19 protein-coding genes are annotated in these 20384 nt (G+C 69.9%); 7 read left to right on the top strand and 12 right to left on the bottom strand.

Annotated elements, in window-relative coordinates:
• From AC2H6A_RS08560 to AC2H6A_RS08535, 6 genes are all read right to left on the bottom strand, one after another.
• On the bottom strand, positions 1-2483 hold a 2483-nt coding region (locus AC2H6A_RS08560; protein WP_484272743.1), incomplete at its 3' end, for a ribonucleoside-diphosphate reductase subunit alpha.
• A gap of 384 nt (positions 2484-2867) precedes the next feature.
• The gene (gene ampD, locus AC2H6A_RS08555) at positions 2868-3458 is read right to left on the bottom strand and encodes a 1,6-anhydro-N-acetylmuramyl-L-alanine amidase AmpD (protein ID WP_484272742.1); all 591 of its coding nucleotides are present in this window, start codon (positions 3456-3458) and stop codon (positions 2868-2870) included.
• Positions 3455-4942, bottom strand: coding sequence for a sigma-54-dependent transcriptional regulator (locus tag AC2H6A_RS08550; protein WP_484272741.1), 1488 nt, complete (start codon positions 4940-4942; stop codon positions 3455-3457). Before AC2H6A_RS08550 ends, ampD begins: the two co-directional genes overlap by 4 nt.
• A complete protein-coding gene (locus AC2H6A_RS08545) occupies positions 4939-6561 on the bottom strand; it encodes a sensor histidine kinase (protein WP_484272740.1) in 1623 nt (540 codons plus the stop codon). The genes AC2H6A_RS08550 and AC2H6A_RS08545 overlap by 4 nt, the downstream gene beginning before the upstream one ends.
• Positions 6545-6805, bottom strand: a complete 261-nt coding sequence (locus AC2H6A_RS08540; protein ID WP_484272739.1) for a PP0621 family protein — start codon at positions 6803-6805, stop codon at positions 6545-6547. The genes AC2H6A_RS08545 and AC2H6A_RS08540 overlap by 17 nt, the downstream gene beginning before the upstream one ends.
• Before the next feature lie 31 nt (positions 6806-6836).
• Positions 6837-7712 carry a cytochrome C assembly family protein gene (locus AC2H6A_RS08535; RefSeq protein ID WP_484272738.1) on the bottom strand — a complete coding sequence of 292 codons (876 nt, stop codon included), beginning with the start codon at positions 7710-7712 and terminating at the stop codon, positions 6837-6839.
• A gap of 43 nt (positions 7713-7755) precedes the next feature.
• On the opposite strand from AC2H6A_RS08535, the gene ffh reads away from it, so the two are divergent.
• From ffh to AC2H6A_RS08515, 4 genes are read left to right on the top strand one after another with little or no spacing between them, the layout of a single operon-like run.
• Positions 7756-9111: a signal recognition particle protein gene (gene ffh, locus AC2H6A_RS08530; protein ID WP_484272737.1), complete on the top strand. Its 1356-nt coding sequence runs from the start codon at positions 7756-7758 to the stop codon at positions 9109-9111.
• 11 nt (positions 9112-9122) lie between these two features.
• The gene (locus AC2H6A_RS08525) at positions 9123-9635 is read left to right on the top strand and encodes a c-type cytochrome (protein ID WP_484272736.1); all 513 of its coding nucleotides are present in this window, start codon (positions 9123-9125) and stop codon (positions 9633-9635) included.
• A gap of 28 nt (positions 9636-9663) precedes the next feature.
• Positions 9664-11097: an FAD-binding oxidoreductase gene (locus AC2H6A_RS08520; RefSeq protein WP_484272735.1), complete on the top strand. Its 1434-nt coding sequence runs from the start codon at positions 9664-9666 to the stop codon at positions 11095-11097.
• Positions 11098-11110: 13 nt separating this feature from the next.
• Positions 11111-11569: a hotdog fold thioesterase gene (locus tag AC2H6A_RS08515; RefSeq protein ID WP_484272734.1), complete on the top strand. Its 459-nt coding sequence runs from the start codon at positions 11111-11113 to the stop codon at positions 11567-11569.
• Here AC2H6A_RS08515 and AC2H6A_RS08510 read toward each other — a convergent pair.
• Positions 11526-12227 carry a transglycosylase SLT domain-containing protein gene (locus tag AC2H6A_RS08510; protein WP_484272733.1) on the bottom strand — a complete coding sequence of 234 codons (702 nt, stop codon included), beginning with the start codon at positions 12225-12227 and terminating at the stop codon, positions 11526-11528. The genes AC2H6A_RS08515 and AC2H6A_RS08510 overlap by 44 nt on opposite strands.
• Positions 12228-12233: 6 nt before the next feature.
• Positions 12234-14000 (bottom strand): proline--tRNA ligase, encoded by a 1767-nt coding sequence (locus AC2H6A_RS08505; RefSeq protein ID WP_484272732.1) that lies wholly within the window; start codon positions 13998-14000, stop codon positions 12234-12236.
• 52 nt (positions 14001-14052) lie between these two features.
• On the opposite strand from AC2H6A_RS08505, the gene AC2H6A_RS08500 reads away from it, so the two are divergent.
• Both AC2H6A_RS08500 and AC2H6A_RS08495 read left to right on the top strand, forming a co-directional pair.
• Positions 14053-14574: an RNA pyrophosphohydrolase gene (locus AC2H6A_RS08500; RefSeq protein WP_484272731.1), complete on the top strand. Its 522-nt coding sequence runs from the start codon at positions 14053-14055 to the stop codon at positions 14572-14574.
• A gap of 8 nt (positions 14575-14582) precedes the next feature.
• Positions 14583-15170: a CNP1-like family protein gene (locus AC2H6A_RS08495; protein ID WP_484272730.1), complete on the top strand. Its 588-nt coding sequence runs from the start codon at positions 14583-14585 to the stop codon at positions 15168-15170.
• Positions 15171-15206: 36 nt separating this feature from the next.
• Here AC2H6A_RS08495 and AC2H6A_RS08490 read toward each other — a convergent pair whose 3' ends face one another.
• Complete coding sequence (locus AC2H6A_RS08490) at positions 15207-15965, bottom strand: SDR family NAD(P)-dependent oxidoreductase (protein ID WP_484272729.1); 759 nt, start codon at positions 15963-15965, stop codon at positions 15207-15209.
• A 176-nt stretch (positions 15966-16141) separates the two neighbouring features.
• On the opposite strand from AC2H6A_RS08490, the gene AC2H6A_RS08485 reads away from it, so the two are divergent.
• Positions 16142-17842, top strand: coding sequence for a putative bifunctional diguanylate cyclase/phosphodiesterase (locus tag AC2H6A_RS08485; protein ID WP_484272728.1), 1701 nt, complete (start codon positions 16142-16144; stop codon positions 17840-17842).
• A 39-nt stretch (positions 17843-17881) separates the two neighbouring features.
• Here AC2H6A_RS08485 and AC2H6A_RS08480 read toward each other — a convergent pair whose 3' ends face one another.
• The 3 genes from AC2H6A_RS08480 to AC2H6A_RS08470 form a co-directional block, all read right to left on the bottom strand.
• On the bottom strand, positions 17882-18730 hold the full coding sequence (locus AC2H6A_RS08480; RefSeq protein WP_484272727.1) for a fumarylacetoacetate hydrolase family protein: 849 nt from the start codon (positions 18728-18730) through the stop codon (positions 17882-17884).
• A gap of 48 nt (positions 18731-18778) precedes the next feature.
• A complete protein-coding gene (locus AC2H6A_RS08475; protein WP_484272726.1) occupies positions 18779-19534 on the bottom strand; it encodes an SDR family oxidoreductase in 756 nt (251 codons plus the stop codon).
• Positions 19535-19653: 119 nt separating this feature from the next.
• Positions 19654-20384: ATP-binding cassette domain-containing protein (locus tag AC2H6A_RS08470; protein ID WP_484272725.1), on the bottom strand; the 731-nt coding region annotated here is incomplete at its 5' end.

The following is a 20384-nucleotide window of genomic DNA, read 5'->3' as shown; positions in this document are numbered from 1 at the left end:
TCGTCCCAGAGGCCCTGCGCCTTGAGATCACGCACGAGGTAGTCGTTGACCACCGTGAACTCACCGGAGAGGTTGGATTTGACGTAAAGGTTCTGGTAGGTGGGCTCGATGCAGGCCGACACGCCGATGATGTTGGAGATGGTGGCGGTGGGCGCGATGGCCACGCAATTGGAGTTGCGCATGCCGTGCTGCGCGATGCGCTGGCGCAGCGAGGCCCAGTCGAGGGTCTCGGAACGGTCGACCTCGACATAGCCGCCACGCTCCTGCTCGAGCAGATCGAGCGAATCCTTGGGCAGGATGCCGAGATCCCAGAGGGAGCCCTTGAAGCTGGAGTACCGGCCGCGTTCCTCGGCAAGTTCGGTGGACGCCATGTAGGCGTAGTAGCAGACTGCCTCCATGGAACGGTCGGCGAACTCGACCGCCTCCTGGCTGGCAAAGGGCACGCGCATGAGGTGCAGGCAGTCCTGGAAGCCCATGATGCCCAGACCCACCGGGCGGTGCTTCAGGTTGCTGTTGCGAGCCTTGCCGACCGCGTAGTAGTTGATGTCGATGACGTTGTCGAGCATGCGCATGGCGATGCGCACCGTACGGGCGAGCTTGGCGTGGTCGAGTTGCTGGCGGGTGACGCCATCAGCACCGGTGACCTCGACCATGTGCGCCACCAGGTTCACCGAACCCAGGTTGCAGACCGCGATCTCGCTCGGTCCGGTGTTCAGGGTGATCTCGGTGCACAGGTTGGAGCTGTGCACGACGCCCACATGCTGCTGGGGGCTGCGCAGGTTGCAGGGATCCTTGAAGGTCAGCCAGGGATGGCCGGTCTCGAAGAGCATGCTGAGCATGCGCCGCCAGAGCTGCACCGCCGGCACCTTCTTGAACAGCTTGAGCTCGCCGCTGGCCGCCTTCTGCTCGTAGCGGGTGTAGGCCTCCTCGAAGGCGCGACCCACCTTGTCGTGCAGGTCAGGACAATCGGCCGGCGAGAACAGCGTCCAGTCGGCGCCTTCCATGACCCGCTTCATGAACAGATCGGGGATCCAGTTCGCGGTGTTCATGTCATGGGTGCGACGGCGGTCATCACCGGTGTTCTTGCGCAGGTCGAGGAATTCCTCGATGTCGAGGTGCCAGGTCTCGAGGTAGGCGCAGACCGCACCCTTGCGCTTGCCGCCCTGATTGACTGCCACGGCGGTGTCGTTGACCACCTTCAGGAAGGGCACCACACCCTGGCTCTTGCCGTTGGTGCCGCGGATGTGGCTGCCGAGCGCACGCACCGGGGTCCAGTCGTTGCCCAGGCCGCCGGCATACTTGGCGAGCAGGGCGTTCTCCTTGATGGCCTCGTAGATGCCGTCGAGGTCGTCGGACACCGTGGTGAGGTAGCAGGAGGACAGCTGCGAACGCTGGGTGGCCGCGTTGAACAGCGTGGGCGTGGAGCTCATGAAGTCGAAGGTGGACAGCAGCTCGTAGAACTCGATGGCGCGAGCTTCGCGATCGATCTCGTTGAGCGCCAGCCCCATGGCGACCCGCATGAAGAAGGCCTGCGGCAGCTCGATGCGGACCTCATCGATGTGCAGGAAGTAACGGTCGTAGAGGGTCTGCAGGCCGAGATAGCCGAACTGCAGGTCGCGGTCGGATCGCAGCGCGGCGCCGAGCCGGGCGAGGTCGAAGTTGGCCAGTTGCCCATCGAGCAGGCCAGCCTCGATGCCGCGACGGATGAACATCGGGAAGTAGTCGGCGTAGCGGCTGGCCATCTCGCCCTGCGAGACCTCCTCGCCGAGCACCTCGCGGCGGACGGTGTGCAGCAGCAGCCGGGCCGTGACCTGGCTGTAGGCGGGGTCCTTCTCGATCAGGGCACGGGCCGACAGGATGGTCGACTTGTGCACCTCTTCGAGGGGCACGCCGTCATAGAGGTTCTTGATGGTATCGGCGAGGATGGCATCGGGGCTGGTGTAGGCCTCGAGCCCCTGACAGGCGGCGGCCACCAGCGCACCGAGCGCGGCCTCGTCGAGCGGGCGGCGCACGCCGGCGTCAACCACATGCAGCGTGGGGCGCGCGGGCTCGGCAGCCTGCTGGCGGGCGGCACGCTCCTGGGCGCGACGTTCGCGATAGAGCACGTAGGCCCGGGCAACCTCGTGCTCGCCGGAGCGCATGAGCGCGAGCTCGACATGATCCTGGATGTCTTCGATGTGGAAGATGGCGCCGCCGGCCTTGCCGCGCACCAGCGCCTGGATGACGGCCTGGGTGAGCTGCTCGACGAGCTCGCGAACCCGGGCTGAAGCCGCCCCCTGGCCGCCGCTCACCGCCAGGAAGGCCTTGGTCATGGCCACCGAGATCTTGTGCGGCTCGAACGCCACCACCGCCCCGTTGCGCCGGATGATCTTGAAATCGGCGAACAGCGCCGCCTGCGCCGCGGCGTCTTCAGGGGCGTTGCCCGTCCAGGCGGTCAGCGGATTGACCGTGGAAACGGGGGCGTTCTCACCTACCCATTGCATATGCTTTTCCTCCAGCGACGACGGTGTGAATCAGGAATGGCTGCGATCGCAGCCAGGGGATCCGGGTGGGCGCCCGCCCGACGCCGCGACCGAATGCCGGTCGAGCGGGTCGCCGGCACAAGGCGATTCAAAGAGCGAAAGGCTGACCGGGACAACGCCGACAAGACCACTATATATGGGCTGTGACGACCCTGTAACCACTAATTCTAGTGGCCGGCCGCAGCGCAACGCAAGCGCCCGGGAGGGCCTTGACACGCGTTCTCGAACGGCTCCTGCGCGATGACGGCAGCGCCAGCGGGAGGGGCCTGGTCGATCGGGCACCGGGACAGGCCGCTGCCGCCTTGCATCGCGCCGTGAAGCGCAAGCATCGGCGCGGCATTCCGGTCAGAAAGGTCTCGACAGCCCCGTGCCTTCTAGCTGCTCGAGCAGCCGGGGCCAGTCAAAAAACGGACCCGGATCTGTCTTGCGACCGGGCGCGATGTCGCTGTGGCCGGCCAGCCAGCGCAAGGGGTGGCGCCGGCACAACAGCCGGGTCAGGCTGGCCAGGCGGCGATACTGGAGCGCGGTGAAGGGATGCTCGCCGTCACCCTCGAGTTCGACGCCGATGGAGAAATCGTTGCAGCGCTCGCGCTCGCCCAGGCGCGAGACGCCGGCGTGCCAGGCGCGGCGCCGGGTGTCGACGAACTGCAGCAGCTCACCGCGCCGGCGGATGAGGAAATGGGCCGAGACGCGCAAGCCCGCAATCGAGGCGAAGAAGGGATGGGCCGCCGGGTCGAGCGTGCCGGTGAACAGCCGCTCGATTGCATCACCACCGAACCGCCCGGGCGGCAGGCTGATGTGGTGGACCACCAGCAGATCGACCACCGCAGGATCGGGCCGCTCGTCCTGATGGGGCGAGACCACCACCCGGGCACCCGGCAGCCAGCCCGCAGGCACCGGCGCAGCCTGCCGCGCCGCACCCGGCTCGCCGCTCACTGGATGCCGAGCCGCTGCATGCGGTAGCGCAGCGCCCGAAAGGTGATGCCCAGCCGCCGGGCCGCGGCGGTGCGGTTCTGGCCGGTCTGCTCCAGCGCACGCAGGATCGCGTCGCGTTCGACCTGATCGAGGTAGTGGGTCAGCGAGTCGGGCACGCCGTGCGCGTCGAGCACGAAGCCCGCTGCCGGCAGGGGACTTCCCGGCGAGGGGTCGGACCCGCCGACATCGGCACCGGATGGCTCGTCATCGCCGGCCGCGACGGCGGTCTCGAGCTCGGCCTCGAGCACCGCCGGTCGCAGGCCGAGATCCTCGACCCGGATGAGATCGCCGCTCGCGAAGGCCAGTGCCCGCTCCAGGAGGTTCTCGAGCTCGCGCACATTGCCCGGGAACGCGTACGACTGCAGGTAGCGTTCGGTGACCGAGGCGAGCCCGGGCACCGGCTGGATGCCCGCGCGCTGACTCAGGCGCGCGAGGATCGCCTGGGCGAGCGCGGGGATGTCCTCGCGGCGCTCGCGCAGCGGCGGCACCCGCAGCTCGATGACATTGAGCCGGTAGAACAGGTCCTGGCGGAAGCGGCCCGCGGCCACGCAGCGCGAAAGATCCTGGTGGGTGGCGCTGATGATCCGCACATCCACCGGCTCCTCGGTATTCGCGCCGACCTTGCGGACCCGCTTCTCCTGGATGGCGCGCAGCAGCTTCACCTGCATGGCCAGCGGCAGGTCGGCCACCTCGTCGAGGAACAGCGTGCCGCCGTCGGCCGCCTGGAAGAACCCCTCGCGCTCCTGATCGGCACCGGTGAATGCGCCCTTGCGGTGACCGAAGAACTCGGACTCCATCAGGGACTCGGGGATGGCGCCGCAGTTGACCGCCACGAAGGCGCGGGCCGCGCGCGCACCGGTCTGGTGGATGAGCCGCGCGGCGAGCTCCTTGCCCGAGCCCGACTCCCCGCCGATGGCCACCGGTGCCATGCTGCGCGACAGCCGCAGCACCTGGGCGCGCACCGCGGCCATGGCCGGCGAGTTGCCGATCAGGGCACCGAGAGGATCAGGCGTGGACGACGCATCGGAGGTGCGCGGCGCCGTGGTGCCGCCGGCCTGCAGCGCGCCACGCACCAGCGCACGCAAGGCATCCAGGGCCACCGGCTTGGCGAGGTAGTCGAATGCGCCGGCCTTGAGGGCCGCCACCGCGTTGTCGGCGCTGCCGTAGGCGGTGATGACGGCCACCGGCACCCCGGGGTGGGCGCTCGCGATGGTGCGAAGCAGGTCGATGCCTTCACCATCGGGCAGCCGCATGTCGGTGAGACACAGCGAAAACTCGCGCCGGCCGAGCAGCACCCGGGCCTCGGCGAGCGAGGCGGCGCAGTCGACATCGAGCCCCATGCCGACCAGGGTGATCTCGAGCAGCTCGCGCAGGTCGGCCTCGTCGTCAACCACGAGGACGCGAGGCGAGCGGGCACTGCGCGCCCCCATGAGGTCGGCACTCATGACGAGGGCCGGATCACGAACACGCTGCTGCGCGGCGCCTCGCGCTCGCGCCGCTCGAAGCGCACGGAGGCGGCATTGCCCTCGCAGAATTCGCGCACCAGGTAGAGCCCCAGACCGCTGCCGCGGGCTTCGGAGGTGAAGAAGGGTTCGAAGGCATGCTGGAGCATTTCATCGGACAGACCCGGACCGTCGTCCGACACGCACAATTCTAGTCGATGGTCGACACCGCGCCGCCACACCAGGGCGATGGCGCCGGGGCTGGACGACGCATAGCGCACGGCATTGACCAGGAGGTTCACCAGCACCTGACGCAGCTGGCTGGGGTCGAAGCGGATGGGGTCCTCGGTGGCGATCTCGAGCACGACCCGGCCCGCCGGCACCTGCCCGCTGGCTTCGAGGTCGGCCAGCAGCGCTGCCAGGAAGACACCCGGGGCGACGGCATCGGTGACCGGGCCGCGGCCACGACGCGCGATGGCAAGCACATCCTCGACGATGCGGTCGATGCGCACCGAGTTGTCCTCGACCATGCGGGCCAGACGCTGACCGAGCGGGTCGGTCAGCCGCTCGGCCAGCAGGCCGTTGGCGTGACGGATCGCCGCCAGCGGGTTGCGGATCTCGTGGGCGATCGAGGCCGAGAGCCGGCCCATGGCGGCCAGCTTGAGCTGGCGGGCGCGTTCCTGCACCTCGTGCAGATCCTCCACCAGCAACACGCTGGCGCCGGAGCGCTCGTCGGAGTCGGGCAGAAGATGCCGCACACGCACCCGGTGTTCGGCATCGGGCGCGCCGATCTCGACATCGCACTCGCGGTCGGGCGCGTGGCGGGCCTGAGCCAGGCGCTCGAGGGCATCGGAGGCCACGGCGCCATCGACCATCTGTTGCGCGATGGGGTTCATGGTCCGCACCCGTCCGTCGGCATCGAGCACGATCACGCCCTGGGAGATCTCGGCGATCACCAGCCGGTTGATCGCCACCTGGGAACGAAGATCGGCGCCCCGGCGCCGGGCGAGCGCCTCCTGGGCGGCCAGCCGCGCGCCCAGGAGGCTGACCATCGCCGACAGGGCAATCCCGGCCAGGCCGATCAGCCCGGCCTGGACCATGAGCGCGCTGTCGAACACCGGCTCGGCCAGCGATCGCAGCGCCTGCTCGCCCAGCAGCAGCAGCGATGCCAGGGCGGCATGGAACACCGCCAACCGGGGAACGCTGAGCACCGCGGCGCCGATCACCGCACTCACCAGCAGCACGCCAAAGCCGCTGCGCACACCGCCGGCGAAGTGCATCAGCAGGGTGAGCATCAGCAGATCGACCAGCAGGTGCACCGAGAGCTGCGCATGGAACCAGCGCCGCAGCCGTGGCATGGCCACCAGGAAGGCGACCGCAGCGCCGAAGTACACCACGCCCACGGCCAGGAACCGCTCACGCTCGGCGATCAGGGCGTTGCCGCGATCGCCGTCGGTGACCAGCACGAAGGTGAGCAGCAGCGCCACCACCACCAGCCGGGCCAGGGCGAGGAAGCGCAACGAGGTGCGGTGGGTTTCGCCCACCGTCGGCCACAGGCCGGCAAGCGCGCCCGGGACCGACGGGACGGCCCGGTCGCGCAGGGGCTCAGCGGCGGAAGGCATCCCGGTGCTCCGGGCTGCAGAAATGGCGCCCGTCGGCGATGACCATGTCGGAGGCCGGCATGTGCACCCCGCAGTGGTCGCAGGGCAGGATGCGCTCGGGCGCGCCGCCTGGCGGCGGGGAGGCCGGGCGCGCGGCCGCACGGCGCGCACCGGCCAGCCGGGACTTGCGCTTCAGGACGACGAACAGGCGCATGCCGGCGTAGACCAGCGCGATGATCGCAATCCAGCTGAGCAGCTTGCCCATGGGCGCGACAGCGGCGGCAGGCGCGGCCCGGTCAGGCGCGCTGCAGCACCACCTCGAGGACGAAGCGGCTGCCGGCATAGGCCAGCAGCAGCACCGCGAAACCGAACATGGTGAAGCGCAGCGCGGTGCGACCGCGCCAGCCGCGCATCTGTCGCCCCGCCAGCAACACGCCGAAGAGCACCCAGGAGGTGACCGCGAACACCGTCTTGTGATCGAAGCGCAGGGGGCGCCCGAAGGTGGCCTCGGAGAACAGGATGCCGCTCAGCACGGTGAGGGAGAGCAGCACGAAGCCGACCGCGATCATGCGGAACAGGATGCGCTCCAGGGACAGCAGGGGCGGCAGTTCCTCGACCCAACGGCCGAACACCGAGCGGTGACCGGTGGCGCCGGCGTGCAGCGAGCGCTCGGCGGCGGCCATCAGCGCGGCATGCAGCGCCGCCAGGGTAAGCACCCCGTAGGCCAGCGTGCCGGCGAGCAGGTGGGGCATGAACAAGGGCCGCACGCTCTCCTGGGCGATCAGGGCGCCGGGGAAGGCCAGCGGCAGGGCGCAGGCCAGGGCGGCCGTGGGCAGCAGCGGAATGCGCAGCGCCTGCACCCGCACCGAGAGGCCCTCGAGCCAAAGCACGGCCACGCCCAGCAGCAGGCTGCCCGAGAGCACCTGCGCAAACCCGAAGCGCAGCCCGTCCTCGGTGTAGACCGCCAGCCCCAGCGCATAGGCATGCGTGAGCAGCCCCGCGCCAAGCAGCCAGGGCGCCGGCTCCGAGACCGCGCGGCCAGCCCCGGCCGCCGCGGGATCGCCGTCGCGCCCCGACCGGTCTGCGCCCCTGGCCCCGCGCAGCGCCGACCGCCAGGCGGGCAGGTAGAGCGCCGCGGTGAGCAGGCTGGCGATAACCAGTAGAATCGACATCGGGTCCGCGTCGGTGGGAAGCGGGTCAGTTTACTCCAAGGCCATGCTCGACAATCTCTCCCAGCGGCTCGCCCGCGTCGTCAAGACCCTGCGCGGCGAGGCCCGGCTCACCGAGGCCAACACCCAGGACATGCTGCGCGAGATCCGCATCGCGCTGCTCGAGGCCGATGTCGCCCTGCCGGTGGTCCGCGACCTCATCGCCCGCATCCGCGAGAAGGCGCTCGGCCAGGAGGTGCTGGCCAGCCTCACCCCGGGCCAGGCGCTGGTCGGCGTGGTGCATCGCGAACTCACCGAGCTCATGGGCGGCGCATCGGCCGAGCTCGATCTGGCCACCACTCCGCCCGCCATCATCCTCATGGCCGGCCTGCAGGGGGCGGGCAAGACCACCACCGTGGGCAAGCTTGCCCGCTGGCTGCGTGAAACCCGCCGCAAGAAGGTGCTCACCGTCTCCTGCGACATCTATCGGCCGGCGGCCATCGAGCAGCTGCGTCTGGTCACCGAGCAGGCGGGAGCCGATTTCTTCGCGTCCACGCCTGACCAGAAGCCGGTGGACATCGCGCGCGCCGCGCTGCAATGGGGTCGCACCCACTACCACGATGTGCTGCTGGTCGATACCGCCGGTCGCCTGGCCATCGACGAGCGCCTGATGGCCGAGATCCGCGAGCTGCACCAGACGCTCTCGCCGATCGAGACCCTGTTCGTCGTCGATGCCATGCAGGGCCAGGACGCGGTGAACACCGCCCGGGCCTTCGGCGAGGCGCTGCCGCTCACCGGCATCGTGCTCACCAAGCTCGACGGCGATTCCCGCGGCGGCGCGGCGCTGTCGGTGAAGGCGGTCACCGGCAAGCCGATCAAGTTCGTGGGCACCGGCGAGAAACTCGCCGGCCTCGAGGGCTTCCACCCGGAGCGCATGGCCAACCGCATCCTCGGCATGGGCGACATCCTGTCGCTGGTCGAAGAGGCGCAGAAGGCGGTCGACCAGGGGGCAGCCCAGGACCTTGCCGCCAAGCTGAAGTCCGGCAACCGCTTCGACCTCAACGACTTCCTCACCCAGATCTCGCAGATGAAGAAGATGGGCGGGCTGTCGTCCCTGGTCGACAAGCTGCCGGCGCAGATGCAGGCGGCCGCGGGGCAGACCGACCTCACCCGGGCCGAGCGCGACATGAAGCGCATGCAGGGCATCATCCACGCCATGACCCCGGCCGAACGCGCACGGCCCGAGATCATCAAGGCCAGCCGCAAGCGGCGCATTGCCACCGGCGCAGGTGTTCAGGTGCAGGAGGTCAACCGCCTGCTCTCCCAGTTCGACCAGATGCAGTCGATGATGAAGAAGATGCAGAAGGGCGGGCTGGCCAAGATGATGCGGGGCATGAAGGGCATGCTGCCCGGCATGCGCTAGCCGAGGCGCCCATGCGTCCGCTCATCGGTCATCGCCCGACCCGGGACCTGCGCCTCGCATGGCGCCGGGGCTCCGGAGGCGGCAGCCCGAGCCTCGCCCGGGCGCCGAGCCTGGCCCGGGCGCTCAGCCTGGCCTGGGCGCTGGGCCTGGCCTGGGCGCTGGGCGCGGGCGCTTCGCCGGCGCTGGCCCAGACCGCATCGGGCGCGCCCGCCGCCGCGGCCGCCGCCGGATCGGCCGCGCGCACGGCTGGCGATCCCGGCGGGCGCAGCGGCGACCAGGTCTACCGGCAGGTCTGCTCGGCCTGCCACGACAGCGGCGCGCTCAAGGCGCCCCGCCTCGGTGATGTCGCCGCCTGGAAGCCGCTGATCGCCGAAGGCCAGAAATCGCTGGTGCGCACCGCCATGCGCGGCATCCGGCAGATGCCGCCCAAGGGTGGCGACCCGGGCCTGAGTCCGCTTGAAGTCGAGCGCGCGGTGGTCCACATGGCCAACGCGGCCGGCGGTCGGTTCCGCGAACCGCGCTGAGCCGCGCCGTCCCACTCCCGGAGGCAAGATGAACAGCCGACTGCCCGCCACCGCCTGGCCGACCGACGCCGGCATCATCCACGACGAGCAGAGTGCCGCGGCCTTCGTCACCGACTGGCGCAAGCGCTACCACGGCCGCGCGCTCGCGGTGGCTCAGCCGCGCAGCACCGCGGCGGTCGCAGCGCTGGTGCGTCACTGCGCCCAGGCCGGCATCCCGATCGTGCCGCAGGGCGGCAACACCGGGCTGGTGGGCGGAGGCACGCCCGACGACTCGGGGCGGGCGCTGGTGCTCTCGCTCGCGCGCATGAACGGCATCCGCGCCATCGACACCGGCAACGACACCATCACCGTCGAGGCCGGCTGCGTGCTCGCCGAGGTGCAGCGCGCCGCCCGCGAAGCCGGGCGGCTGTTCCCGCTGTCGCTCGCTGCCGAGGGATCCTGCACCATCGGCGGCAACCTCGCCACCAACGCCGGAGGCGTGCAGGTGCTGCGCTACGGCAACACCCGCGACCTCTGTCTGGGCCTGGAGGTGGTCACCGCCTCGGGCGAGATCTGGGACGGCCTGCGCGGGCTGCGCAAGGACAACACCGGCTACAGCCTGCGCGACCTGTTCATCGGCTCGGAAGGCACGCTGGGCATCATCACCGCGGCCACGCTCAAGCTCTTCCCGTTACCCGCCGCACAGCTCACCGCCTTCGCGGCGGTGCCCGATGTCGAGCGGGCGGTGGCCCTGCTCAACCTGGCCAAGCAACGCCTGGCCGCCTCGCTCACCGCCTTCGAGCTGATCAGCGAGTTCTGCCTGAGCCTGGTCGACCGGCACTTCCCCCAGTCGCGCCGCCCCCTCGCCGAGCCCTCGCCCTGCTATGTGCTGCTGGAGTCGTCCGACTCCGAAGGCGAGGAGCACGCCCAGGCGCTGTTCGAGGCGCTGATGGCCGAGGCCCTCGAGGCAGGGCTGATCACCGACGCGGCGGTGGCCTCCTCCATCGCCCAGTCGCGGGCCTTCTGGGCGCTGCGCGAGAACATCCCGCTCGCCCAGGCCATGGAGGGCAAGAACATCAAGCACGACATCGGTGTGCCGATCTCCTCCATTGCCGCCTATGTGGCGCAGACCAACGCCGAGATCGAGCGCGCCGCACCGGGGGTGCGCATGGTGGTCTTCGGCCATCTCGGCGACGGCAACCTGCACTACAACGTGTCGCCGGCGCCGGGTGTCGACCCCGAGGCCTTCCTGGCCAACGAGCCGCTGATCAACCGCATCGTCTATGACGCGGTCGATCGCCACCACGGTTCGATCTCCGCCGAGCACGGTCTGGGCCAGCTCAAGCGCGAGGAGAATGCCCACTACAAGCCGGCCGTCGAGATCGCCCTGATGCGATCGCTCAAGCAGGCACTCGACCCGGCCGGCATCCTCAACCCGGGCAAGGTGCTCCCCGACTCCCCACCCGCGCAACCCGTCGCCTGAGACCCGCAGCCCCATGAGCGCCCCATCCGCCAGCCAGCCGCGCTTTCGTCGCGGCCTCACCGCCGAGCAGCTCAACCGCAACCACGAGAACACCGTGGTCGGCCTGCTCGGCATCGAGATCACCGAAGTCGGCCAGAACACCCTGAAGGCCCGCATGCCGGTCGATCGCCGTACCGTGCAGCCGGCCGGCATCCTGCACGGCGGCGCCTCGGTCACCCTGGCCGAGACCCTGGGCAGCGTGGCCGCCTGGCTGTGTCTGGAAGAGGGCTGGAGCGCCGTCGGCCTCGACATCAACGCCAACCACCTGCGCGCGGTGCGCGAGGGCTGGGTGCACGGTCACTGCCGCCCGGTGCACGTGGGGCGCAGCACCCAGGTCTGGCAGATCGAGATCGAGGACGATGCCGGCCGCCCGGTGTGCACCTCGCGGATCACGATGGCGGTGGTGCCCCAGAAGCCGGCGCCGGGGGCTTGAACTCCCACTTTCGCCAGGCCTTCATCACCGACTCGGGGTACTCCGGACGGCCACGGCTGCCGTTGTAGCGGCCCAGCGCCAGGAACAGGTTGCCGCCCTCGAGGTCGATGTAGTGGCGCAGGATGCTGCAGCCGTAGCGCAGGTTGGTGCGCATGTCGAAGAGCTTGGAGGCATCGCCGTCGCCGATCAGGGTGGTCCAGAAGGGCATGACCTGCATGTAGCCCCGCGCCCCGGCATGCGAGACCGCATAGCGGCGGAAGTAGCTCTCGACCTCGATCAGCGCCAGCACCAGCTGCGGGTCGAGGCCGGCCCGGGCCGCCTCGTAGCGCACGGTCTTGAGGAACTCCATGCGGGTCTGAAAGTCGGGCTTCCAGCGGCGCGGCAGCCGCTGCGACATGCTGGCCAGCCATTCCACCTTCTCATTGAGGCTGGCGAACTGCGGCTCGGGGGGCGAGCGGTCGGTGGCCACCGCCGCTGACAGCGCGCTGCGCACCGCGGCGCTCATCGGCACATACTGCTGCGCGCCGGCCCAGGCCGCCTTGCCGATGAGAAGCCCGAGGCCGAACAGGCACAGCGCCAGCAGGGCCGCCCCCGAACGACCCGCGCTGCCGGCGCGCCGGCCGGCACCGGAGAAAGCGCAGCGATGCCGCCCGGTCACGGGCGCCTAGAGCGCGGCCAGACGCTCGCGCACCGCCTCGGCGGCACCGGCCAGGGCAATGGCATCGGTGACCAGGCCACGGCGGGTGACCAGCTCGATGCGACCTTCCTTGAGGCTGCGCTCGCCGATGGTGACCCGCAGCGGCACGCCGATCAGTTCCCAGTCGGCGAACATCACGCCGGGGCGCTCGTCGCGGTCGTCGAGCAGCACATCGACGCCGGCCTCGTGCAGCGCGGCATAGACCGAATCGGCCGCCTCGCGCACCGCCGACGACTTGCCGTAACCGAGCGGCACCACCACCACCTCGAAGGGGGCGATCGGGCGCGGCCACACGATGCCGCGCTCGTCGTGGTTCTGCTCGATGGCCGCGCCCAGCAGGCGGGTGACGCCGATGCCGTAGCAGCCCATCTCGATCAGCTTGCTGCGGCCATCATCGTCGATGAAGCTGGCGTTGAGGGCCTCGGAGTACTTGGTACCGAGGTAGAACACATGGCCGACCTCGATGCCGCGCTGGATCGCCAGACGACCGGCGCCATCGGGCGAAGGGTCGCCCTCGACCACATTGCGCAGATCGGCGACTTCCAGCTGCACCCCATGGGTTGCCAGCCCGGGCAGCACATCGCGCTCCCAGTTGACGCCCGTGAAGTGATGGCCCTCCTGGTTGGCGCCGCAGACGAAATCGCTCATCAGCGCCACGGTGCGGTCGGCCACCACCCGCAGCGGCCGAAGCGTGCCGATCGGGCCGAGATAACCCGGCGGGCAGCCGAAGTGGGCAAGGATCTCGGCCTCGGTGGCGAAGCGGAAACCCTTCATGCCGGCGAGCTTGCCGGCCTTGATCTCGTTGAGTTCATGGTCACCGCGCAGCAGCAGCAGGCAGACCTGGGCCGGCGTGCCGGAGGCGGCATCCGCCGGCGGATCGACCGCGAGCACCAGCGACTTGACGGTGCGCGACAGCGGCAACCCGAGCAGCGCGGCCACCTCCTCGCAGCGTGCCGCGCCGGGCGTGGGTGTGCAGGCCAGCGTCAGCGTGGGCGCGGCGCGCTCGGCCAGCAGCGGCACCGCCTCGGCGAGCTCGACATTGGCCGCGTAACCGGACTCGGGGCACCAGGCGATCGCGTCCTCGCCGGTGTCGGCGATCACCTGGAATTCATGGCTGGCCGAGCCGCCGATGGCGCCGGTATCGGCGGCCACCGCCCGGAAGGTGAGCCCCATGCGCTCGAAGACCCGGGTATAGGCGTCGAACATCACCTGGTAGCTGGCCAGGGCCGCCTCGCGGCTGCGGTCGAAGGAGTAGGCGTCCTTCATGGTGAATTCGCGACCGCGCATCACACCGAAGCGCGGCCTGCGCTCATCGCGGAACTTGGTCTGGATGTGATAGAAATTCTTCGGCATCTGCCGGTAGCTGCGGATCTCGTGGCGGGCGATGTCGGTGATCACCTCCTCCGAGGTGGGCTGGATGATGAAGTCGCGCTGGTGGCGGTCCTTCACGCGCAGCAGTTCGGGGCCGTACTGCTCCCAGCGCCCGGATTCCATCCAGAGCTCGGCGGGCTGCACCACCGGCATGAGCAGCTCGATGGCGCCGGCCCGGTTCATCTCGTCGCGGATGATCGCCTCGATGCGGCGAATGACCCGCAGCCCCATGGGCATGTAGTTGTAGATGCCCCCGGCGAGCTTGCGGATCATGCCGGCGCGGGTCATGAGCCGGTGGCTCGCGATCTCGGCGTCAGCCGGGGCTTCTTTCAGGGTGGCAATGTGGAAGCGCGACGCTTTCATGGCAGGACCGTCGATATAATCAGGGCATTCTAAGGGATCGAGGGGTTGGCCCATGCTGGACCGAGATGGCTACCGCCCCAACGTCGGCATCATTCTCGTCAACCAGAAGAACGAGGTCTTCTGGGGCAAGCGTGTGCGCGAGCACTCGTGGCAGTTCCCGCAGGGCGGCATCAAGCGCGGGGAGTCCCCCGAGCAGGCCATGTTCCGCGAGCTGCACGAAGAGGTCGGACTGCAGCCGGAGCATGTGCGCATCATCGGCCGCACCCGCGACTGGCTGCGCTACGAGGTGCCCACCCAGTGGGTGCGGCGCGAGTGGCGGGGCCACTACCGGGGCCAGAAGCAGATCTGGTTCCTGCTGAGGATGGTGGGGCGCGACACCGATGTGTGCCTGCGCACGTCGGAGCGCCCCGAGTTCGATGCCTGGCGTTGGCATGACTACTGGATACCGCTCGAGTCGGTGATCGAATTCAAGCGGGATGTCTATCGCCAGGCGCTCGACGAGCTCGCGCGCCTGATCTTCGTCACGCCCGGCGCGGCGCGGCCCGAAGCGCAGACCGGGCAGGCCGGGTCATGAGATCGGGCATGCACGCGCAGCCCCGCCGGCTCGCCGCGGGTGCACCCGCCCGGGCCACGCTCGTCTCGATCACATCGGCCAGGCCTGTGCTTGCGCGCGCCGCCCTCGCGCTCGCGGTCCTGCTCGCCGGCGGCCCGCTGGCGGCCCAGCAGCGGATGTTCGGTCTGATCGGCGAGCCCCAGCCGCTCGAGGCGACGCTGCCGGTCAGCCTGCCGCCCTTCGCGGCGGCGCGGCTGATCGCGGTCGATACCGGCTCGCGCCATCGCGTCGAGATCGACGCCCAGAGCCTCGCGGTCGACCAGGAGCGGCTGGTGCGCTACAGCCTGCTCGTCACCACCGCCGGCGGCGCGCGCAACCTCACCTACGAGGCGCTGCGCTGCGACACGCGGGAGCGCCGCGTGATGGCGGTCGGGCGCCGCGATGACAGCTGGTCGGTCACGCCCGACAGCCCATGGCGGCCGGTGGTCCGCACCAACGCCGCCGACCTGCATCACGCGGAGATCGCTGCGCGGCTCTGCGAGGGCGCTGCGGCCGCCTCGCCCCAGCCGGCACGGCTGGTCGAGCGCCTGCAGGCAGACCTCACCCGACGCTACTGAGCACCCGGCCGCAGGCGCCGCCTGCGGCCAGCGGGCCTAGTACACCGAACGGCCGCCCGAGAGATCGAACACCGCGCCGGTGGAGAACGAGCACTCCTCGGAGGCCAGCCAGGCGATCATCGCCGCCACTTCCTCGACCAGCCCGAAGCGTCCCATCGGGATCTTCGAGAGCATGAAGTCGATGTGCTGCGGCGTCATCTGGTCGAAGATCGCGGTGCGCACCGCCGCCGGCGTGACGCAGTTGACCCGCACCCCGGACCCCGCAGTCTCCTTGCCCAGGCTCTTGGTCAGTCCGATCACGGCCGCCTTGGAGGCGCTGTAGGCGCTGGCATTGGGGTTGCCGTCCTTGCCGGCCACGGAGGCGATGTTGATCACCCGGCCGTAGCCTGCAGCCAGCATGGCCCGCACCACCGCCCGATTGCACAGGAACACCCCGTGCACGTTGACCTCGAACACCCGTCGCCAGGCAACAGGGTCGTAGTCGATGACGGTGGCATTGGGTCCGGTGATGCCGGCACTGCACACCAGGATGTCGATCGCACCGGCCTGGGCAAGGCTCGCCGCGGTGGCCCGCGCAACCGAATCCTGGTCGGTGACATCGACACTAAGGCCGGCATGCGCGCCCTGCGGCACCGCGGGCAGGCCGGCGGCGGCGGCCTGCGCGCCCGCGGCGTCGAGGTCCCAGGCGAGCACCCGGGCGCCGCTGCCCGCAAGCCGCCGGGCCACGCCCAGGCCGATACCCGAGGCCGCGCCGGTGACCACGGCTGTCCGACCGGCGAGATCGATGTGATTCATGGCGCTCCTTCGCGATGCGCCCCCCGGGACGGCGGGCAAGCACGCCCGGTCCGGGCGCGCCCGGCAGTTTCGCATGGCCGGTGTGACATTGGTCCGCGCCTGCGGCGGGCTCCCGATGCAGACTGCCCGCCATGGACCTTTCCGGACGATCCCTGCTGCGTCAGCTGACAAAGCCGGTGCGTCGAAGCACCCTGACCTTCCAGCTGCTGGCCCTGAGCGCAGTCTGCGCGGGTTCCCTGGTGGCCCTCGGCGTGGCCCTGGGTGGACTGAGCGGCTGGTGGGCACTCGACGAGAGCGCCCTGGGCGTGGCCACCGGCGCCATGGCGCTGCTCGTGGCCATGCTGGCCTGCGTGGTGCCGGCCGTGATGAAGCCCCTGCAACAGCTGGCGCGCCTGATGATCCAGGTCAGCCGGCGACATGACTACACGGTCCGGGCCAGCGAAGAGAACGCCCGCGAGATCCGGGGCCTGGCCGGCGCCTTCAACGGACTGCTCAGCGAGCTCGAGATGCGCGACCAGCGTCTCGCCCGGGAGCTGGCCGAGAAGTCCGACGCGCAGGCACGCCTGACCCTGATGGCGCACCAGGATCCGGTCACCGGCCTGCACAACCGGCATTACTTCCACCAGGCGGTGGAACGCGCGATGGCCGGCAACCGCCACGACATCCAGGTGGCGGTGATGTTCATCGACCTGGACGACTTCAAGCAGGTCAACGACTCGCAGGGGCACGCGGTGGGCGACGAGCTGCTGCGCGAAGTGGCGCGTCGCCTGACCAGCACCCTGCGTCGTTCCGATGTGGTCTGCCGCCTGGGCGGCGATGAATTCGCCGTGGTGCTGCACATCGCCACCGGATCGTCGGAGGCCTCTCATGTGGCGGCCAAGCTGCTGGCGGCGCTCGCCCTGCCGATGCAGGTGTCGGGGCAGACCCTGTTCGCCGGCGCCAGCATCGGGGTGACGGTGGCCAGCCCCGGCGAGGTCGAGCCGGTGGAGATGCTGCGCCGAGCCGATGTGGCCATGTACCAGGCCAAGACCGAGAGCAAGGGCGCGTATCGGGTATTCGAGCCGACCATGACGGTGCACACCTCGCGGCGCGCCCTCATGACCCAGCGCCTGCGGGCCGCGGTCGACTGCGGCGCGCTGCGCCTGGTCTACCAGCCGGTGGTCGACGCGCTGGAGCACCGGATCCTGCGGATGGAGGCGCTGGTGCGGTGGGAGGACCCCGAGCTGGGCTCGGTCTCGCCGATCGAGTTCATTCGCCTTGCCGAGGAGACCGGCACCATCCATGCCATCGGTCAGCTCGTGCTGGAGCAGGCCTGCCACGATGTCCGCTGGCTGGCGCAGCGCACCGGGCTGTCGATCCCGGTGGCGGTGAACACCTCCACGGCGCAGCTCACCCATCCCGGCTTCGCCGATCTGGTCGAGGACACCCTGGCAGCGCAGGGCCTCGCCGGCGAGATGCTCGAGCTCGAGATCGCCGGCACCGGGCAGATCACCGACTGGCCAGCGGCCGCAGTGCAGCTGGCACAGCTCCATGCCCGGGGAGTGTGCTTCGCGCTGGACGACTTCGACAGCAGCTTCGCCGCGGTGCGCGGCCTGGGAACGGTGCCGCCCGATCGCATCAAGCTCGACTGCCGCCGCGCCGCTGGCGCTGGAGGCAACCGCACCGAGTCGGCAATCGCCGCAGCCACGGTCGCGCTGGCCGGCGCCCTGGGCATCGAGCCGGTGGCCAAGTGCGTGGAGACCGCGGGCCACCTCGAGCTGGCGATACGCCTGGGCTGCAAGGCCTTCCAGGGCCACCTGTTCCACCAGCCCACCGATATCGGCACCCTGGCCGGACGCCTGGAGATGAGCGCCGGTCGCGTCAACCCGGGCGCCTGAACCGGCGGCCGAGGCCGCCGGCTGCGCCCGGCGCCCTGATCAGAGCTTGAACTTGACGATCTTCTGGGTCTGCTGACCCAGGCCCTGGATGCCCAGGGTGACCACATCACCGGCCTTCAGGAAGCTGGGCGGCTTCATGCCCGAGCCCACACCCGGCGGGGTGCCGGTGGTGATGATGTCGCCCGGATTCAGGGTGAACAGACCGCTCACGTAGGACACCAGGGTGGCGCAGTCGAAGATCATCGTCTTGGTGCTGCCGCGCTGACGCTTCTCGCCGTTGACGTCCAGCCACATGTCGAGCTTCTGCGGGTTGCCGACCTCGTCGGCGGTGACCAGCCAGGGCCCGACCGGCCCGAAGGTGTCGAAGCCCTTGCCCTTGTCCCAGGTGGGGCCGCGCTCGATCTGCCACTCCCGCTCCGAGACATCGTTGACCAGCACATAGCCGGCCACATGGTCGAGGGCGGCACGCTTGCTCACATAGCGCGCACGGGTGCCGATGACGATGCCCAGTTCGACCTCCCAGTCGGTCTTGACCGAGTTCTTGGGCAGCATCACATCGTCATCGGGCCCCTGCATGCAGGACAGCGCCTTGTGGAAGACGATCGGCTCCGTGGGGATGGGATTGTTGGTCTCGGCGGCATGGTCGGCGTAGTTCAGGCCGATGGCCACGAACTTGGTGGCGCCGGTGAAGGGCATGCCCATGCGCGGCTTGCCCCGCACCAGCGGCAGCTTGTCCGCCTTGACCTTGGCGAGTTTCTTCAGCCCGGCCGGCGAGAGCTGGGCCGGGCCGATGTCGGGGACCACGCCGGACAGGTCGCGCAGGCGGCCTTCGGCGTCGATGAGACCGGGCTTCTCCTTGCCGGGTTTGCCATAGCGGACGAGTTTCATGCTGCTTGTCTCCTGGTGGGGGGAATCGGATGCAGGGCCGGCTGAAGATCAGATGGTGATGCCGCCGTCGACATTGAAGATCTGGCCGGTGGCGAACACGCTCTCGTCGCTGGCCAGGTAGATGAGGATGGGGACGATCTCCTCGGCAACGGCCAGTCGGCCCATCGGCTGACGGCCGACGAACATGCGGCGCGCCTCGTCGATGTCGCCGAGCTGACGCATGCGGTCGTGCAGGCTGGGCGTGTCGACCGTACCCGGGCCGATGGCATTGCAGCGGATGCCGCGGGTGACGAAGTCGGCGGCGATCGACTTGGTCAGGCCGATCACCGCGGCCTTGGTGGTGCCATACACGAAGCGGTTCGGGAAGCCCTTCTCGGAGGAGCATACCGAGGCCATGTTGATGATCGAGCCGCCGCCGTTCTCGAGCATGCGCGGCAGCGCCGCCCGGATGGTACGGAACATCGAGCGCACATTGATGGTGAAGCTGAAGTCCCAGTCGTCTTCGGAACACTCGAACACCGAGCCCTGGTGCACATAGCCGGCGCAGTTGAAGAGCACGTTCAGCGGCGGCAACGAAGCGATCAGCGCGGCGATGGCCGCCGCGTCGGTCACATCGAGGTGGTGGGTGTGCAGCGGGTGGCCTGCGACACGGGCCTCCTCGGCGAGGGTGGCGAGCAGATCGTCGCGGATGTCGGTGGCGTGAACGGTGGCGCCTTCGCGAGCCATTGCCAGCGCGGCGGCGCGGCCCATGCCCTGGGCAGCGGCGGTCACCAGCACGATCTTGCCGGCCAGACGGTGAGCCATGATGTGTCTCCTGTGGATGTCCTGCCGGCCCGCAAGGGATGGCGGGCGAGGTCGGGTGCTGTTTCGCAGCGCGCTAGGTTAGCGCATCACCCCGGCGGCCGCGAGCGGCCGCGCCGGGTTCAGGCCGAGAACTGCATCGCGGCAAGTCGGGCATAGAGCCCGCCCTGGGCGACCAGCGCCGCATGCGTACCCGACACGACCAGGCGGTCGCGGTCGAGCACCAGGATGCGATCGGCGCCGGTGATGGTGGCCAGCCGGTGGGCGATGACCAGGGTGGTACGCCCGTGCATCGCGCGTTCGAGCGCGAGCTGCACTGCCTGCTCGCTGGCCGCGTCGAGCGCGCTGGTGGCTTCGTCGAGCAGCAGCAGCGGCGGGTTCTTCAGCAGCGCGCGCGCAATCGCGATGCGCTGGCGCTGACCGCCCGAAAGCCGCACGCCGCGCTCGCCGACATGCGTGCGATAGCCCTGCGGCAGACGCTCGACGAACTCCTCGACGTTGGCCGCGCGCGCTGCCGCCCGCACCTCCTCATCGGAGGCGTCGAGCCGGCCGTAGCGGATGTTCTCGAGCACATCGGCCGAGAACACCACGCTGTCCTGCGAGACCAGGCCGATGCGCTGACGCAGGTCTTCCGGCTGGAAGGCGCGCAGGTCGGTGCCATCGATGCGCACCGTGCCCGACTGCGGATCGTAGAAGCGCAGCAGCAGGGCGAAGACCGTGGTCTTGCCCGAGCCCGAGGGCCCGACCAGCGCGACCGTCTCGCCCGGCGCGACGCGAAAATCCAGATCCGCGAGTGCCGGCTCGGCAGGCCGGGACGGGTAGCAGAAGCTGACCGCGTCGAAGCTGAGCGCCG

This window comes from Quisquiliibacterium sp., from assembly GCF_982640115.1.
The sequence above is the reverse complement of the archived record's forward strand: the minus strand, read 5'-3'. Positions and strand labels throughout refer to the sequence as shown.

Excerpts from the sequence above, each read along its gene's own strand:
- AC2H6A_RS08550 (WP_484272741.1), bottom strand. The coding sequence starts at position 4,942 with ATGAGTGCCGACCTCATGGGGGCGCGCAGTGCCCGCTCGCCTCGCGTC.
- AC2H6A_RS08545 (WP_484272740.1), bottom strand. The coding sequence starts at position 6,561 with ATGCCTTCCGCCGCTGAGCCCCTGCGCGACCGGGCCGTCCCGTCGGTC.
- AC2H6A_RS08540 (WP_484272739.1), bottom strand. The coding sequence starts at position 6,805 with ATGGGCAAGCTGCTCAGCTGGATTGCGATCATCGCGCTGGTCTACGCC.
- AC2H6A_RS08535 (WP_484272738.1), bottom strand. The coding sequence starts at position 7,712 with ATGTCGATTCTACTGGTTATCGCCAGCCTGCTCACCGCGGCGCTCTAC.
- ffh (WP_484272737.1), top strand. The coding sequence starts at position 7,756 with ATGCTCGACAATCTCTCCCAGCGGCTCGCCCGCGTCGTCAAGACCCTG.
- AC2H6A_RS08525 (WP_484272736.1), top strand. The coding sequence starts at position 9,123 with ATGCGTCCGCTCATCGGTCATCGCCCGACCCGGGACCTGCGCCTCGCA.
- AC2H6A_RS08520 (WP_484272735.1), top strand. The coding sequence starts at position 9,664 with ATGAACAGCCGACTGCCCGCCACCGCCTGGCCGACCGACGCCGGCATC.
- AC2H6A_RS08515 (WP_484272734.1), top strand. The coding sequence starts at position 11,111 with ATGAGCGCCCCATCCGCCAGCCAGCCGCGCTTTCGTCGCGGCCTCACC.
- AC2H6A_RS08505 (WP_484272732.1), bottom strand. The coding sequence starts at position 14,000 with ATGAAAGCGTCGCGCTTCCACATTGCCACCCTGAAAGAAGCCCCGGCT.
- AC2H6A_RS08500 (WP_484272731.1), top strand. The coding sequence starts at position 14,053 with ATGCTGGACCGAGATGGCTACCGCCCCAACGTCGGCATCATTCTCGTC.
- AC2H6A_RS08495 (WP_484272730.1), top strand. The coding sequence starts at position 14,583 with ATGCACGCGCAGCCCCGCCGGCTCGCCGCGGGTGCACCCGCCCGGGCC.
- AC2H6A_RS08490 (WP_484272729.1), bottom strand. The coding sequence starts at position 15,965 with ATGAATCACATCGATCTCGCCGGTCGGACAGCCGTGGTCACCGGCGCG.
- AC2H6A_RS08480 (WP_484272727.1), bottom strand. The coding sequence starts at position 18,730 with ATGAAACTCGTCCGCTATGGCAAACCCGGCAAGGAGAAGCCCGGTCTC.
- AC2H6A_RS08475 (WP_484272726.1), bottom strand. The coding sequence starts at position 19,534 with ATGGCTCACCGTCTGGCCGGCAAGATCGTGCTGGTGACCGCCGCTGCC.